General features: G+C 71.2%; 13 protein-coding genes. 7 read left to right on the plus strand and 6 right to left on the minus strand.

The genetic code is table 11. The features are described from left to right. Nucleotides 1-122 precede the first annotated feature (122 nt). The 3 genes from ABZV38_RS07515 to rsmH are packed head-to-tail and all read right to left on the minus strand — an operon-like array spanning nt 123 to nt 3,688. Nucleotides 123-2,108, minus strand: a complete 1,986-nt coding sequence (locus ABZV38_RS07515; protein ID WP_356325536.1) for a penicillin-binding transpeptidase domain-containing protein — start codon at nt 2,106-2,108, stop codon at nt 123-125. A 4-nt stretch (nt 2,109-2,112) separates the two neighbouring features. Next, nucleotides 2,113-2,673, minus strand: a complete 561-nt coding sequence (locus tag ABZV38_RS07520) for a septum formation initiator (protein WP_356325538.1) — start codon at nt 2,671-2,673, stop codon at nt 2,113-2,115. Between the two features lie 49 nt (nt 2,674-2,722). After that, nucleotides 2,723-3,688 carry a 16S rRNA (cytosine(1402)-N(4))-methyltransferase RsmH gene (gene rsmH / locus ABZV38_RS07525; RefSeq protein ID WP_356325540.1) on the minus strand — a complete coding sequence of 322 codons (966 nt, stop codon included), beginning with the start codon at nt 3,686-3,688 and terminating at the stop codon, nt 2,723-2,725. A 381-nt stretch (nt 3,689-4,069) separates the two neighbouring features. Here rsmH and ABZV38_RS07530 point away from each other — a divergent pair, with 381 nt between their 5' ends. The 4 genes from ABZV38_RS07530 to ABZV38_RS07545 all read left to right on the plus strand — a co-directional run bounded on the left by ABZV38_RS07530 (nt 4,070) and on the right by ABZV38_RS07545 (nt 9,715). Continuing rightward, nucleotides 4,070-4,633: a carbonic anhydrase gene (locus ABZV38_RS07530; RefSeq protein WP_356325542.1), complete on the plus strand. Its 564-nt coding sequence runs from the start codon at nt 4,070-4,072 to the stop codon at nt 4,631-4,633. 240 nt (nt 4,634-4,873) lie between these two features. Continuing rightward, complete coding sequence (locus ABZV38_RS07535; protein ID WP_356325544.1) at nt 4,874-5,926, plus strand: MoxR family ATPase; 1,053 nt, start codon at nt 4,874-4,876, stop codon at nt 5,924-5,926. After that, nucleotides 5,926-7,299 (plus strand): DUF58 domain-containing protein, encoded by a 1,374-nt coding sequence (locus ABZV38_RS07540; RefSeq protein WP_356325546.1) that lies wholly within the window; start codon nt 5,926-5,928, stop codon nt 7,297-7,299. Before ABZV38_RS07535 ends, ABZV38_RS07540 begins: the two co-directional genes overlap by 1 nt. Nucleotides 7,300-7,309: 10 nt before the next feature. Next, entirely contained in the window at nt 7,310-9,715 is a 2,406-nt protein-coding gene (locus ABZV38_RS07545) for a DUF3488 and transglutaminase-like domain-containing protein (protein ID WP_356325548.1), read from the plus strand. A 257-nt stretch (nt 9,716-9,972) separates the two neighbouring features. Here ABZV38_RS07545 and ABZV38_RS07550 read toward each other — a convergent pair whose 3' ends face one another. The 3 genes from ABZV38_RS07550 to ABZV38_RS07560 form a co-directional block, all read right to left on the minus strand. Then, nucleotides 9,973-10,365: a DUF3040 domain-containing protein gene (locus ABZV38_RS07550; RefSeq protein WP_356325550.1), complete on the minus strand. Its 393-nt coding sequence runs from the start codon at nt 10,363-10,365 to the stop codon at nt 9,973-9,975. Between the two features lie 316 nt (nt 10,366-10,681). Beyond that, nucleotides 10,682-11,440 (minus strand): methyltransferase, encoded by a 759-nt coding sequence (locus ABZV38_RS07555; protein ID WP_356325552.1) that lies wholly within the window; start codon nt 11,438-11,440, stop codon nt 10,682-10,684. Nucleotides 11,441-11,542: 102 nt separating this feature from the next. Further along, nucleotides 11,543-12,088 carry an SAV_6107 family HEPN domain-containing protein gene (locus tag ABZV38_RS07560; RefSeq protein WP_356325554.1) on the minus strand — a complete coding sequence of 182 codons (546 nt, stop codon included), beginning with the start codon at nt 12,086-12,088 and terminating at the stop codon, nt 11,543-11,545. 166 nt (nt 12,089-12,254) lie between these two features. On the opposite strand from ABZV38_RS07560, the gene ABZV38_RS07565 reads away from it, so the two are divergent. From ABZV38_RS07565 to ABZV38_RS07575, 3 genes are read left to right on the plus strand one after another with little or no spacing between them, the layout of a single operon-like run. Further along, a complete protein-coding gene (locus tag ABZV38_RS07565) occupies nt 12,255-13,124 on the plus strand; it encodes an ATP-binding cassette domain-containing protein (protein WP_356325556.1) in 870 nt (289 codons plus the stop codon). Then, nucleotides 13,096-15,183 (plus strand): YhgE/Pip domain-containing protein, encoded by a 2,088-nt coding sequence (locus ABZV38_RS07570; protein WP_356325558.1) that lies wholly within the window; start codon nt 13,096-13,098, stop codon nt 15,181-15,183. Before ABZV38_RS07565 ends, ABZV38_RS07570 begins: the two co-directional genes overlap by 29 nt. Nucleotides 15,184-15,212: 29 nt before the next feature. After that, the gene (locus ABZV38_RS07575; protein ID WP_356325560.1) at nt 15,213-15,824 is read left to right on the plus strand and encodes a TetR/AcrR family transcriptional regulator; all 612 of its coding nucleotides are present in this window, start codon (nt 15,213-15,215) and stop codon (nt 15,822-15,824) included. Nucleotides 15,825-15,926: the final 102 nt, after the last annotated feature.

The raw sequence follows: 15,926 nt of genomic DNA on the forward strand, positions 1-15,926 counted from the left end.
CACGGCGGTGAGCGTACCGGGCGCACCCGGCCTCTCGCGAAGCGAGGGGGCCGCGCCCCGGTGGTTCCCGTTCCGGTTCCCGGGATCGGGCGTGATGGTTGTCACTGGCTGTTACCCCGAGTTCACTCGCCGGGCTTGAAGGACACCGGCAGCCGGGCGGATTCGCTGCCGGACGGTGCGGTCTGGAGCGTCTTCAGCGCGAACTCCATGACCTGTTTGTAGATGGGACCGCAGATCTGGCCGCCGAAGTAGCTGCCCTTCGTCGGGTTCTGGATCGCGCAGTAGACAGTGATCTGCGGGTTGTCGGCGGGCGCGAAGCCCGCGAAGGACGCGGTGTAGCCGTGGTATCCGCCGCGGACCGGATCGACCCGGTTGGCCGTGCCGGTCTTGCCCGCGACCCGGTAGCCGGGGATACGGGCCTTGATGCCGGTGCCCTCCTCGTCACCGACCACCGACTCCAGCATGCCCGCGAGCGATTTCGCGGTCTTCTCGCTGATCACCCGGGTCTGTTCGGGGGTGGTCGCGGGGGTGAAGCGGCCGTCGGCGCCCCTCGTGCCGCGGACGAGGGTGGGCTGGATCCGGACACCGCCGTTGGCGATCGTCGAGTAGACCGAGGCAGCCTGCATGGCGTTGAGCGAGAGGCCCTGGCCGAACGGGATCGTGTACTGCTGCGAGGTCGACCAGTCCTGCGGCTTGGCGAGGATGCCGGGCGTCTCGCCCGGGTAGTCCAGTCCGGTCGGGCTGCCGATGCCGAATTTGCGCAGGTACGAGTAGAGGACCTTGTTGGCCTCTGTCTGCGTCCTGCCGAGCTGTCCGGTGGCCAGGATGGTGCCGATGTTGCTGGACTTGGCGAGTACGCCGTTGAGCGTCAGGTACCAGGTGGCGTGGTCGATGTCGTCCTTGAAGAGCCGGTCGCCGCGGTGCAGCCGGTTGGGGACGGTGACGTGGGTACCGGGGGTGGCCGCACCCTCCTCCAGGACGGCGGCCATGGACATGACCTTGCTGGTGGAGCCGGGTTCGTACACGTCCTGCAGGGCCGCGTTGCCCAGCGATGCCGCGTCGGCCTGCGAGAGGTCGTTGGGGTCGAAGCCGGGGGCGTTGGCCATGGCGAGGACCTCGCCGGTCCTGGTGTTCTGCACGATCACATAGCCGCGGTCCGCCTTGGACTTCTTCACCTGGTCCGAGATGGCCTTCTGGGCGGCCCACTGGATGTCCCGGTCGATGGTCAGCTCGATGTCGGAACCGGCGACGGCCGGGACCTCCTTGGTGCCCGCGGTGGGCACCCGGCGGCCGCCGGACTGGGCGTACTTGATCTTGCCGTCCTCGCCCGCGAGCTCCTTGTCCAGCTGCGATTCGAGGCCGCCCGCGCCCTTGCCCTCGGCGTTGACGTAACCCAGTATCCCGGCGGCCAGCCCACCGTTGGGGTAGACCCGTTTGGTGGTCGCCTCCTGGAAGACGCCGGCCAGCACATTGGCTCCGGGGCCGCCATTGGCCTTGTCCTTCTGGGCCTTCTCGGCGAAGACGGACTTGAGGTCCTTGATCTGCTTCCAGACCTGCGGGGTCTGGCGGCGGGCCAGGACGGCGTACCGGCTCTTCGGCTTCGACAGCTTCTTCGTCAGCTCCCCGGCGTCGACGCCGAGGATGGGGGCGAGGAGGGCTGCGGCCTGCTGCGGTGCGTCCTGGGCCTTGCTGTCCTCGGGCGTGAACATCTTGGGGTCGGCGGTGATGTCGTACGCGTCGACGCTGGTGGCCAGGGCGATGCCGCTGCGGTCGGTGATCTCACCGCGCTCGGCGGAGATCTTGTACTCGAGGTAGCGGTTCTTCTCGGCCTTGGCCGCGTACGCACTGGCGTCGACGGCCTGGACCTGAAGGAGCCGGACGACGAACGCCAGCATGACGAGCGTCAGCGCCAGGCTGACCAGGCGGAGCCGGGGGCGCGGGCTGCCGAGGCGCAGCGGGCGCGCCGACGGTCCCCGCGGGGCGCGGCCGCGCGGGACCGGCGCCGACGGGCGGCGGGCAGCGGGCCGGGGGCGGCCCGAGCCGGCTGCGGCGCGGCGGGGCTGCGCGGGGCCGGGGACCCGGCGGCGCGGCGGTTCCTTCGAGGGCACTGCGTCACCTGCCGGGGCTGGTCGAGGACTGGTGTGCCGGGGTACGCGGCTGCGCGGGCGGGGCTGCCGAGGTGCTGGGCTTCGTGGTGGGCGGGGCCGAGGACGTGGCGGAAGCGGACGGCGGGGCCGATGGCGGTGCGGATTTCGACGGCGAGGAGCTGGCGGGTGGCGCGGCAGCGGGCGCGTGGGTCTGCGGGGCGATGGCCTCGGAGGGGACGCCGCGGACCGTACCGTCCGGGTTGAGGAAGGCGGGACTGCCACCGGGCACCATGCCGAGCTTGCGGGCGCGCCGCTCCAGTGCGTCCGGCTCGGAGCGGCCGTCGACATCGCGCTGGAGGGCCTGCTGCTCGTCGGTGAGATCGGTGGTCCGCTTCCTCAGTTCGCTCAGTCTGAACGATCCTTCGTTGAGTGCGGAGTTCAGCAGCAGCAGGGTGATCAGGCCGCCGCCGAGGAGCAGCACGACCAGCAGGACGAAGGGCGTACGGGCCGCGCTGCTGGACCCTGAGGGCATCAGCCGGGCGAGCCGTGCGGCCCGCCCCTTCAACTGTCCGGCCGGTCCGCTCACCGCGTCACCTCGGCCTCTCCCGGTGCCGTACCGGCCGGGTCGGCTGCGCTCATCGTTCCTCCTCGCGGATCCGCTGGGCGCCGCGCAGCCGGGCGGGGGCGGCGCGCCGGTTCTCGGCGACCTCCTCCTCCGTGGGCAGTTCCGCGCCGCGGGTCAGGAGCTTCAGCCGGGGCTGGTAGCGCTCGGGGACGACGGGCAGTCCGGGCGGCGCCGTGTTGGCCGCGCCTGCCGCGAAGACCTGCTTGACCAGCCGGTCCTCCAGCGAGTGGTACGAGAGGACGGCGATCCGGCCGCCCACGGCGAGGGCCTGCACGGCGGCCGGGATCGCCCGCTCCAGGACGCTGAGCTCGCCGTTGACCTCGATGCGCAGCGCCTGGAAGGTGCGCTTGGCGGGGTTGCCGCCGGTGCGCTTGGCGGCCTGCGGCAGAGAGTCACGGATCAGCTCGACCAGCCGGGCGCTGTTGCTGAACGGCTCCTTCTCGCGCTCGCGCACGATCGCGGAGACGATCCGCTTGGCCTGCTTCTCCTCGCCGTACGCACGCAGGATCCGGACGAGCTCGCCCGGCGGGTAGGTGTTGAGCACCTCGGCCGCGCCGATGCCGGTCGTCTGGTCCATCCGCATGTCGAGCGGGGCGTCCTGGGCGTACGCGAACCCGCGGTCGGCCTCGTCCAGCTGCATGGAGGAGACACCGAGGTCGAACAGGATGCCCTGGACCTTGGGGACACCGAGCCGGGCGAGCACCTCGGGCAGCTCGTCGTAGACGGCGTGCACCAGCGTGGCCCGGTCACCGTACGGCGCGAGCCGCTCGCCGGAGAGCCGCAGCGCCTCCTTGTCCCGGTCCAGCGCGATCAGCCGGACGGACGGGAAGGCGGCGAGGAGGGCCTCGCTGTGGCCGCCGAGACCGAGGGTGCAGTCGACGACCACGGGCTGTTGTGGACTCGGCGCCTCCAGAGCCGGGGCCAACAGGTCCAGGCATCGCTGGAGCATCACCGGGACGTGTCGGGTGTGACTCATGCGCCCTCTCAGGCTCAGGTCCCGTGTGGCTGCACGTACGGCCTGGTCCCCGCCCGCTCGGAAGGGGAGGTCCGCCGGCGCCGGGGAAGTGGCGTCGGCCGACCGGCGAGCGGGAGAGGGCCGGGCCGTACGTACGCCGCGCACACAGGGGAAATCTTCGGAAATGTGCAGGGTGTCGGTAACTTCCCGTCACTTTAGTCCACCCTGCCATTCGATCGATTCCCGATCAATCAACCCGGCAGCGCGTCGCCCCGCCCGCTCTTCACTCGGCCGAGTGACCTGGTGTGAGGCTTGTGGGTTACCTCACAACAAGCCTCGTTGACGTTCTTTGTCCCCCCTCACAGCACGCCAAGGCGATCCGCGACAGCTAACGTCATATGCATGTCGACTTCCGCGCAGTCCCCTGCTGAGCACTCCGCACCTGCTGCCGGCCAGGCCCGCACCGGCGGCACGGTCACCGACCACCTGGTCGAGGCGAATATCCGTTACGCGGCCCAGTTCAACGATCCCGGTATGGACGCGCGTCCGGTGCTGCGGGTCGCCGTGGTCGCCTGCATGGACGCCCGGCTCGACCTCCACGACGCGCTCGGCCTGGCACTCGGCGACTGCCACACCATCCGCAACGCGGGCGGCGTGGTCACCGACGACGTGATCCGCTCGCTGACCATCAGCCAGCGGGCGCTCGGAACCCGCAGCGTCATACTCATCCACCACACCAACTGTGGCCTCGAGTCGATCACCGAGGAGTTCCGCCAGGAGCTGGAGGTGGAGGTCGGCCAGCGGCCGGTCTGGGCCGTGGAGGCGTACAAGGACGCGGATCAGGACGTACGGCAGTCGATGCAGCGCGTCCGCACCTCGCCGTTCCTTCTGCACACCGATGACGTCCGCGGCTTCGTCTTCGACGTGACCAGCGGCTTGCTGCGCGAGATCCTCCCCGTCACCTGACACTCGCGAGATTTTGCCGGGCACCGAAAATGCCCCCGACCCTGACATTTCACACCCACTTATCCACAGGCGAGTGACACGACGCGGTAACGGCAACAAGAATGCGGGTGTGACATCCCTCCGGACCGTTCCGGAGGGGGGTCCGTATTTCGGGGTGGCCGGGCCAACTACAGCGCATCGGCCCGTGAATGGGGTATCCCCTGCTCCTTGAGAGCGTGGGGCAGGGCCGAGGAGGGCCGGGTGACGACCTATGACGATCGAGCGAGCCTCACAGATCTGACGACCACAGCGGAGCGGGTGCGCAGGTCGGTGGAGGCTGTGATCGAGGGCAAGCCTGAGGTCGTACGGCTTTCGCTGACCGTGCTGCTCGCAGAGGGGCATCTCCTCATCGAGGATGTCCCCGGGGTGGGCAAGACCATGCTGGCCAAGGCGCTCGCGCGGTCCATCGACTGCTCGGTGCGGCGCATTCAGTTCACACCGGACCTGCTGCCTTCGGACATCACCGGTGTGTCCATCTTCGACCAGCAGCGGCGCGACTTCGAATTCAAACCGGGCGCGATCTTCGCCCAGATCGTGATCGGCGACGAGATCAACCGCGCCTCGCCGAAGACCCAGTCCGCGCTGCTGGAGTCGATGGAGGAGCGCCAGGTCACCATCGACGGGCACAGTTACGAGCTGCCCGACCCGTTCATGGTGGTGGCCACCCAGAACCCGGTGGAGATGGAGGGCACGTATCCGCTGCCCGAGGCCCAGCGCGACCGGTTCATGGCCCGGGTGTCGATCGGCTATCCCAGCGCGGAGGCCGAGCTGCAGATGCTCGATGTGCACGGCGGGGTCTCGCCGCTCGACGATCTGCAGCCGGTGGCGCACGCCCACGACATCGTGAAGCTGATCGAGGCGGTACGGACGGTCCATGTGGCCGAGTCCGTGCGGCGGTACGCGGTGGAGCTGGTCGGGGCCACCCGTGTCCACCCGGATCTCAGGCTCGGCGCCTCGCCGCGCGCCACACTGCATCTGCTGCGCGCGGCGAAGGCCTCGGCGGCGCTGAGCGGGCGGGACTACTGCCTGCCCGACGATGTGCAGGCGCTGGCGGTCGCGGTGCTCGCGCACCGGCTGCTGCCCACTGCGCAGGCCCAGTTGAACCGTCGTACCGCGGAGCAGGTCGTGCTGGAGATCCTGCAGCAGACGCCGGTGCCGACCGCGGGTGGCGGTACGGGCGTCCCGGCGCCGCAGCACCAGCCGGGCCCCGCGATGTACGGCCGGCAGCAGCCGCCCGGCGTGCGGCGGGTGTGATGGCAGCAGGGGGGCCGGCCGCGATGAACGACGGCGACGACAAGGGCGGTCTGCGGGCCGCGCTGGGCGGGCTCACCACACGCGGGCGGTCCTTCCTCGCGGCCGGGATCGCGGCCGCGGTCTGCGCGTATGTGCTGGGTCAGGGCGATCTGCTGCGGGTCGGGCTGCTGCTCGCCACGCTGCCTCTGGTCTGCGTAGCGGTGCTGTTCCGCACCCGCTACCGGGTCGCGGGCACCCGGCGGCTCTCCCCGTCCCGGGTGGCCACAGGCGCCGAGGCGCGGGTGCACCTGCGGATGGAGAACGTGTCGCGGCTGCCCACCGGCCTGCTGATGCTGCAGGACCGGGTTCCCTATGTGCTCGGGCCGCGGCCCCGGTTCGTGCTGGACCGGGTGGAGGCGGGCGGCCGACGCGAGGTGTCGTACCGGGTCCGGTCGGATCTGCGCGGACGGTATCCGCTCGGACCGCTGCAGCTGCGGCTGAGCGATCCGTTCGGCATGTGCGAGCTGACCCGCTCGTTCAGCGCGTACGACACCCTGGTCGTCATCCCGCGGACCGAGCCGCTGCCACCGGTCCGGCTGGCGGGCGAGGCCTCCGGCTACGGCGAGGGGCGGCAGCGCACGCTGGCACTGGCCGGCGAGGACGACGTGATTCCGCGCGGCTACCGGCACGGCGACGATCTGCGCCGGGTCCACTGGCGCTCCACCGCGCGCTACGGCGAGCTGATGGTGCGCCGCGAGGAGCAGCCGCAGCGGGCCAGATGCACGGTGCTGCTGGACACCCGGCGGATCGCCTACCACGGGACCGGGCCCGACTCGGCCTTCGAATGGGCGGTGTCGGGGGCCGCATCCGCGCTGGTGCACATGCTGGAGCGAGGCTTCGCGGTGCGGCTGCTGACCGACGACGGCAGTTCGGTGCCGGGCGAGGGCGCGGGCGGCTTCGCCGGATCGACGCAGGAGTCCGCCGATTCTGCGGGACTGATGATGGACACGCTGGCGGTCGTCGACCACTCCGACGGGGGCGGCCTGTCGCGCGCGTACGACGTGCTGCGCGGCGGCAACGAAGGGCTGCTGGTCGCCTTCTTCGGCGATCTGGACGAAGAGCAGGCGGCGGTGGCGGCCCGGATGCGGCAGCGCAGCGGCGGCGCCGTCGCGTTCGTGCTGGACAGCGGGACCTGGGTGCAGGGAGAGTCGCACGGCGCAGCGCTCACGGGGGCGGAGGAGCGGCTGCGGCTGCTTCGCGAATCCGGCTGGACAGCCCTCCGGGTGGAGCCCGGGGCCGATCTCGCCAAGCTGTGGCAGCTGGCGGGGCAGCAGAGCGCCGTGACGCAGTCCGCCCTGGGCGGTACGACAGGTTTCACCGGGGGATGGTCATGAGGGGACGGTCATGAGCGGTCGTGGTCGGCTGGCGCTGTGCGCCTTTGCGGCGACGCTGTTGGCGGCGGGGTCGATGCTGCCGCTGGTCGACCCGGCCGCCTGGATCGTGCAGGCCGCGTTCCTGCTGGCGATCCAGAGCGGGGTGGGCGCACTCGCCCGCCGGGTGCCGTTGCCTCGGCTGCTGATCGTCACGGTGCAGTTCCTGATCTCTCTGGTGCTGCTGACCGTGGTGTTCGCCCGGGGGCAGGCCCTGGTCGGTTTCCTGCCCGGTCCCGAGGCCGTCCAGCGGCTCGCGGACCTGATCACCGCGGGTGCGGACGATGTCGGGAGGTATGCCATCCCGGCGCCCGCGACGGACGGCATCCGGCTGATGCTGGTCGGCGGTGTGGTGCTGATCGGTCTTGCCGTGGACACTCTCGCGGTGACATTCCGCAGCGCGGCTACGGCCGGGCTGCCGCTCCTCGCGCTCTACTCCGTCGCCGCGGGACTGTCCGGCGGTGCGGGCTGGCTGTGGTTCCTGCTGGCAGCGTCCGGCTATCTGCTCCTGCTGCTGTCCGAGGGCCGGGACCGGATCTCCCAGTGGGGGCGGGTCTTCGGCGGCGCGGGCCGGTCACCGGACGGTCCGGCGGCGGGTCTCGACATGTCGGGCGGCCGGCCGCTCGCCCCGGTTCGCACCGGGCGGCGCATCGGTGCGCTGGCGCTGGGGATCGCCCTGGCCGTACCGGCGGCGCTGCCCGCGCTGGACGGCGGCCTGCTGGCCGGTTCGGGGAACGGGTCCGGCAAGGGCGGCGGCGGCGGCACGATCTCAGCGGTGAACCCGCTGGTCTCGCTGCAGAACGATCTGAACCAGCCGGAGAACCGGGAGGTGATGTCGTACCGGACCAATTCCGGCAGCCCGCAGGAGTTCTATCTGCGGATCCTGGCCCTGGACCAGTTCACCGGGGCCGAGTGGCGGCCCTCGCGGCGCAGCCTGCAGGACGTGCCGAAGCGGCTCCCCACCCCGCAGGGCCTGGCCCCGGGCGTCGCCGTCACGGAGATCAGGTCGAACATCTCCGCGTCCCGTTCGTACCAGCAGACCTATCTGCCGCTCCCCTACCCGGCGACCGAGATCAAGATCGGCGGGCACTGGCGGTACGAGCTCGCGGGACGCACCCTCGTCGGCGACCGCGGGCAGACGACCCGCGGGGCGCAGTACGGGGTCTCCAGCCTGGTGGTGCAGCCGACCGCGGATCAGCTCGCCGCGGCGGGCCCGGCGCCGGCCGCGATGCGACGGGAGTACACCCAGGTCCCTGGCTCGCTGCCGAAGGTCGTCAAGGAGACGGCGGACCGGGTGACGAAGGGCGCTGCCAACAACTACGAGCGGGCGGTGAAGCTGCAGAACTTCTTCGCCTCGGAGGGCGGCTTCAGCTACGACACCTCGGTGAACTCCGGCACCGGCTCGGCCGCGATCGGCCGGTTCCTGAAGGCCAAGCGCGGCTTCTGCGTCCACTTCTCGTTCACGATGGCCGCGATGGCGCGGACGCTGGGTATTCCGGCCCGGGTCGCGGTGGGCTTCACGCCCGGCACCGGGCAGTCGGACGGTTCGGTGTCGGTGGGGCTGCGCGATGCGCACGCCTGGCCCGAGCTGTACTTCGAAGGCATCGGCTGGACCCGCTTCGAGCCGACCCCGACGCGGGGCAGCGCGCCCGAGTACACCCTGCCGGATGCCCCCGCGGGCGACACGGCCAACCCGAGCCGTCCGCAGGCGAGTGCCTCGGCCGCGCCGTCGGCCGCGCCGTCCGCGTCGGACAGCTGCCCGCCGCAGCTGCGCAAGCAGGGCGAGTGCGGCTCGTCGACGGCGCCGGGCGCCGTGGTTCCGAAGGGCCCGGGGACGCCGACGGGCACCATCGTCTGGGTGGTTCTGGCAGCCCTGCTGGTGCTCGCGCTGCCGCTGCTGCCACTGTTCTGGCGGATTCGGGTGCGTACGCACAGGCTGAACTCGTCCGCGGGGCGTACCCCGGCGGATACGACGGGCAGGACGCTCGCGGCCTGGCGGGAGATCACTGACACGGCGTGGGACCACGGCATCGGCCCCGACGATTCGCAGACCCCGCGCAAGGCGGCGGCGCGGGTCGTACGGCTGGGGCGGCTGGACCCTGACGAGGCCGCTGCCATGCACCGGGTGGCGGGGGCGGTGGAACAGGTGCTGTACGCCCCGCAGCCCCGGGCAGCCACCGGGCTCCCCGAGGACGTGGAGACAGTGCGGAACGGGTTGCGGGCCTCCGCCGACCGCTTCAACCGGATCCGCGCGGTGGTGGCACCGCGCTCGGCCGTTCGGGTGATGTGGGCGGCGTCCGAACGCTGGTCCGGGTTCACCGGCCGGTGGGCGGCGCGGTGGAGCGGATTGCCGCGGTGGCCGTCCCGCCAGCGGGGCTGAGGAGGGAGCGTGGCCTCCGGGCCACGCTCTGTCCTCGATCACCGGACGGACGCGCTTGATTTCGGCCCGTCCGGCGGTCAGGAACGGACGTCGTGAGCGGCATGGGCGCAGCCCGTCGAGCGAACCCTCCCCTGTCCTTGGGGCCGTCGGGGAGGTCGAGGACGGTGCCGCCAGGCACCACAGGGGGCGTGCAGACATGGGTGAGGGGCGGCCGCAGGGAATGCGGCCGCCCCTCACCCACGCACGTTCAGAAGCGCTTACTGACCCTGCTCGTCACGGCGGCGCTGCCACCGCTGCTCGATCCGGTTCATCACGGTTCGGCGTTGCTTGGGGTGTCGGCGTTCGCCTTTGCCCCCGGCGGCCTGCTGCTCGCCGGGCTTGGGCGCTTTGCGCCAACCAGTGACCGCAAGGACCGCGCAGCCCAGCATGACGAGGAATCCCACCACGCTGATCCAGATCTGCTGGGCGACCATTCCGGCCATGAGGAGCGCGATACCCACCAGGAAGCCTGCGACCGCCTGGTAGACCCGTCGCCGGGTGTACGTACGCAGCCCGCTTCCCTCGAGCGCTGTCGCGAACTTGGGATCTTCGGCGTACAGCGCTCGCTCCATCTGCTCGAGCATTCGCTGCTCGTGCTCCGAGAGCGGCACGGAGTCCTCCTCGTCGTCGGCCGCGGGGGGCGACCGGTATGCGGCCCTTCCAGGATAGGCAGGGATTCGCCCCCGTGAAACCCGCCCTGTTCGCCAATCAGCCAGTCCGGGCCGCCACAACGGCTCAGCTGCTGAGGCGTAGATTCCCCAACCTCCGATCCGTCATGCCGGATGGTGTCCCCCGATCATACGGTGACTGCGCCCCGATCGGGGGGCCTGTGGCGTACTCCATCTGCAGCTGCGTCGCTGATCAGCCACGCTGCCGCCGCGCTTCGGCCCGGTCCTGCACTGTCCGCGGCCGGGCCCCGGTCGCGGTTCAGGCGCGCTTCGTGCCCAGGACGTGCAGTTGGGTCGCGACCGAGCGGAACGCGGGCAGTTCCGCAACCGCGGCCTCCAGCTTGAGCAGTGCCTCCATCGCGCCGGGCTCGGTGTCCACCAGAACACCCGGTACGAGGTCGGCGAAGACCCGTACACCGTGGACCGCACCGACCTCGACGCCGGCCGCGGAGACCAGCTCGGTGAGCTGCTCCGCGTTGTACCGCCGGGGCACCGGGTCACCTGCACCCCAGCGGCCTGCCGGGTCGCTGAGCGCCTGCCGGGCCTCGGTGAAGTGGCCCGCGAGCGCCCGGGCCAGCACGGCGCCACCGAGTCCGGCGGCGAGCAGGCTGAGCTCACCGGACGGGCGGAGCGCGTCGACCGCGTTCCGCACGCCCTCGGCGGGGTCGTCGACGTACTCCAGGACGCCGTGGCACAGCACCGCGTCGTAACCGCCGCGCTCGACCACCTCGAACAGGCCGAGGATGTCGCCCTGGACTCCGCGGACGCGGTCGGCGACCCCGCCCTCGGCGGCGCGGCGCTCCAGTGCGAAGAGCGCGTTGGGGCTGGGGTCGACGACGGTGACCCGGTGGCCGAGACGGGCGACCGGCACCGCGAAGTTCCCGGTGCCGCCGCCGGTGTCCAGGACGTCCAGGGCGTCCCTGCCGGTCGCCTTGACCTGGCGGTCGAGAGCATCCTTCAGGACCTCCCAGACCACGGCGGTACGGAGGGAGGCGCGGGGGCGCAGCTGGTCCGACACGGCAGTTGACTCCTCGGCACGATGCCGCCACTGACGGCGGAGCGTGAACGGTGCAGGTGATGCAGGTGCTGTCCACCCTATTGCCTCGGGCCACCGCAGCCGTCATCCCGCGTCGGGCCGCTCCTGCCTGGCCTGCGGGAGCGTCGGCTGGAGCACCAGGAGCCGCTCGACCAGACGCAGGAACATGGCCGCGTCGCGCAGCAGATCGTCCGCGTCACGGCTGCTGGCCGCCCCCGGTATGCCCGCTTCCGCCCTGGCCCTGCGACGCGCGCCCGAGGCGAACAGGGCGCTCCATTCGGCGAGTTCCGGGGCGATCTCCGGGAGGACTTCCCAGGCGCTGCGGATCCTCTCCCTGCGTCGCCTGGTCGTTTCGGGCCGGCCGCGGGCGGCGAGCACGGCGGCGGCGGTGCGCAGTGCGGCGAGATGGGCGGTGGCATAGCGCTCGTTCGGCACGGCGAGAACAGCGGCCTCTTCGAGGCCACCGCGGGCCTGGGCCAGCAGGTCGAGAGCGGCGGGCGGCGCGGTGGTGCGGCGCAGCACCGGATGGACGTCGTTCGCCGGACCACTCGACGAGGCGGGGCCGGTCGGTGAGGGGGCAGGGCCGCCTGCGCGGCGCCGAGAGGCGGCTGCTGCGGACGAGTTGGCCATGACGAACCTCCTGTCGTCGTGTGACGGCTCCGTGGCCGTATGCATCCATCGTGGGGGCGACCACTGACAATGGACCTCGTTCGGGCCCTGACCTGGCCTTTTGTCTCGTCCGCAAGTTCGAGCTATCTTTTTGTACTGACCAGTCAGTTCAAAAAGGGGAGAGTCTGTGGACAGCCCGCACGGGGCAGCTGTCACCGCCGAGGACTTCGGGCTCAAGGGACCGCGCGGCTGGGCCTTCCGGGGCGTACGGCTCGACGCCCCACCCGGCGCCCTGGTCGCGATCGAGGGTCCGTCCGGCTCCGGCCGCACCTGCCTGCTGCTCGCCCTGACAGGCCGGATGCGCTCCTCCGAGGGCCGTGCCGAGGTGGGCGGTCTGCGCCTGCCACGCCAGATGGCCGCCGCACGCAGGATCAGCGCGCTCGGCCCGGTGCCGGGGGTGAGCGAGCTCGACCCGGCCTTCACCGTCGCCGAGCACCTGCGCGAACGCGCCCTGCTGCAGCGCCGCTTCGACGGTTCGCTGCGCGCTCTGCTCCGCCCCCGCGCCGAGCGTGCCGCCACGGCCCGCTCCCGGATCGACGCGGCGCTGGACGCCGCCGGACTCGACCCGGCAACCCTGCCCAAGGCCGAGCGGACCTCCGTACGCGATCTGGAGCGGCTGGAGGCGCTGCGGCTGTCCGTCGCCCTTGCGCTGATCGGCCAGCCGCGACTGCTCGCCGTGGACGACACCGATCTCAAGCTCTCCGATGCCGAGCGCGCCAAGGCCTGGAAGCTGCTGCGCTCCGTCGCCGACAGCGGAACGACCGTGCTCGCCGTCTGCAGCCAGGCGCCCGAGGGCGCCATCACCGTCCGCACGGACAACGCGGCCGCCACCGCCACCAAGAGCGCCACAAACGTCCCAAAAACCGCAGACGTCACAGAGACCGCGGACGCCACAGAGACCGATGCAACAGACGCCTCCGAGCCCGCACAGGCCCCCGAGGCGACGACGACCGAGAAGGGGACGGCCGATGCGTTCGCCGAAACTGGCCGCGCTTGAGCTGAAGCGTTTCGGCAGGGGCAAGCTGCCCCGCGCCGCACTCGTCGCGCTCCTGCTCCTGCCCCTGCTCTACGGCGCCCTGTACCTGTGGTCCTTCTGGGACCCGTACAGCCGCCTCGACAAGATCCCTGTCGCCCTGGTCAACGACGACAAGGGCGCCACCGCCGCCGGAAAGCGCATCGCGGCCGGCGACGAGATCACCGGCGAGCTGCTCGACTCCAAGATTTTCGAGTGGCACGAGGTGAGCTCCGCCCAGGCCGACCGGGGCGTCGAGGACGGTACGTACTACCTCTCCCTGACCATGCCGGCGGACTTCAGCAAGCGCATCGCGTCCAGTTCGGGTGACGCCCCGGAGACCGGTGCGCTCCAGGTGCGGACGAACGATGCCAACAACTACATCGTCGGGCAGATCTCCCGGACGGTGTTCTCCGAGGTCCGCACCGCCGCGTCCACCCATGCCTCGCGCGGCTTCCTCGACCGGATCTTCATCTCCTTCTCCGACCTCCACGACGCGACGGCGAAGGCCGCGCAGGGCGCCGACGACCTCGAGGGCGGGATCGGCAAGGCGAAGAAGGGCTCGAAGGATCTCGCGGACGGACTGAAGGACGCCAAGTCCGGCAGCGGCCGGCTGGAGAGCGGGATCGCCAAGCTGAACAAGGGTGCCGGCGATCTCGAAACCGGGTCCCGGCAGGTCGCCGACGGCACCCAGCTGCTCGCCGACAAGGTCAACGGGGTGGCAGCCGACGTCCGCCCGTTCCTGAAGGACAACGGCAGGACCATCGGCGACACGGCCCGGCTGGTCGCCGATTCCTCGCGGACCGTGCGGGGCAACCTCGACCTGCTCGTGCAGGCGGCGCCGACCGCGGCGACCGCCGCCCACAGGGCCTCCGACGATCTGGACGACGTCTACCGGACCCGCTGCACGGAGCAGTTGCTCCCCGACCCCACCGTCTGTCCCCCGCTGAAGCGCGCCATGACTGCCGCAGGCGATGTCGCGAAGGTCGCCGACGATGTGAACGTCCTGGTAAAGGACCAGAACGGGGACCTGAAGAAGCTGCGCGCACAGCTGGCCACCCTGCAGAAGCAGGCCGACGCCCTCGCTGCACGGTCCCCGCACCTGGACGAGGACCTGAAGTCCGCCGTCGCGAAGGTCAACGCGCTCAACACCGGTGCCCACAAGGTCGCCAAGGGCGCGGACGAGCTGCACACCGGCCTGGCCACCGCAAGGACCGGCTCCGTCGATCTGAACACCGGCGTCGGCGAGCTGAAGAAGGGTGCGACCAACCTGGACGGCGGGCTGATCCGGCTCGGCGACGGTTCGGCCTCGCTCGCCCAGGGGCTGAACGACGGCGTCGGCAAGATCCCCGACTACGACGAGCAGGACCGCGACCGGCTCACCGATGTGATGGCCGACCCGGTGAAGCTCGCCTCCCAGTCGCTGCACAAGGCCCCCAACTACGGCACCGGGTTCGCCCCGTACTTCATCCCGCTCTCCCTCTGGGTCGGCGCGATGGTGGCGTACATGCTGATCCAGCCGCTCAACCGGCGGGCACTCGCCGCCGGGGCCTCCGCCTGGCGGATCGCCTTCGCGGGCTGGCTGCCGGTGGCCGCGATCGGTCTGCTGCAGGTCGCCGCCCTGATGTCCGTGCTGCACTGGGGGCTGGGACTGCAGATGGCCCACGCCGCCGGAACGATCGGCTTCCTCGCCCTGGTGACCTGCTGCTTCGGCGCGATCGTGCAGTGGCTGAACGCACGGTTCGGCGCGGCGGGACGGATCCTCGTACTGGCCGTGCTGATGCTCCAGCTGACCTCGGCCGGGGGTACGTATCCCGTCCAGACCAGCCCGGGCTTCTTCGGTGCGATCCATCCGTATCTGCCGATGAGCTACATCGTGGAGGGGTTGCGCAGGTTGATCACGGGCGGCGGGCTCGGACCGGTCTGGCAGGGTTGTGCGGTGCTCCTGGCGTTCACGGCAGGAGCGCTGGCCCTGACCGCGGTGGCCGCGCGCCGCAAGCAGGTGTGGACGCTGGACCGGCTGCATCCGGAGCTGAGTCTGTGAGCGCGCCGGGACCTGTGAGAATCGACCGCATGGAAAGCAGTAGCACCACGCGTCGCCAGGCCACCCGGCAGAAACTCTACGAAGCGGCCGTCACTCTCATCGCGGAGAAGGGTTTCTCGGCGACCACGGTCGACGAGATCGCCGAGCGCGCCGGGGTTGCCAAGGGCACGGTCTACTACAACTTCAAGAGCAAGACCGAGCTCTTCGAGGAACTGCTGCGGCACGGCGTCGGACTGCTGACCGCATCACTGCGGTCCGCGGCCGAAAACACCGAGGAGCGCGGCGGCACCCGGGTCGAGGCCCTGGACGCGATGATCAGGGCCGGTCTGGTCTTCATCGACCGTTATCCGGCCTTCACCCAGCTCTACGTCGCCGAGCTTTGGCGCACCAACCGTGCCTGGCAGGCGACCCTCCTGGTGGTACGTCAGGAGGCCGTCGCCGTGGTCGAGGACGTGCTCCGGGAGGGCGTCGGAAACGGGGAGCTCAGCCAGGAGATCGACATCCCGCTGACGGCGGCCGCGCTGGTCGGCATGGTGCTGGTGGCGGCGCTGGACTGGCAGGCGTTCCAGCCCGAGCGGTCCATCGACGATGTGCATTCGGCGCTGTCCCTGCTGCTGCACGGCCGGGTCAGCGGACACTGACACGCCCTCCTCCCCGAGAGCGTGCGCACACACAGAAGCGCCGGTCCCACGAGGCTCGATCCCCCCGAGCCTCGTCCGACCGGCGCTTCCCGTGCTGCCGGA

The sequence above is a fragment of the Streptomyces sp. NPDC005181 genome (genome assembly GCF_040608395.1).
Classification (GTDB): domain Bacteria; phylum Actinomycetota; class Actinomycetes; order Streptomycetales; family Streptomycetaceae; genus Streptomyces.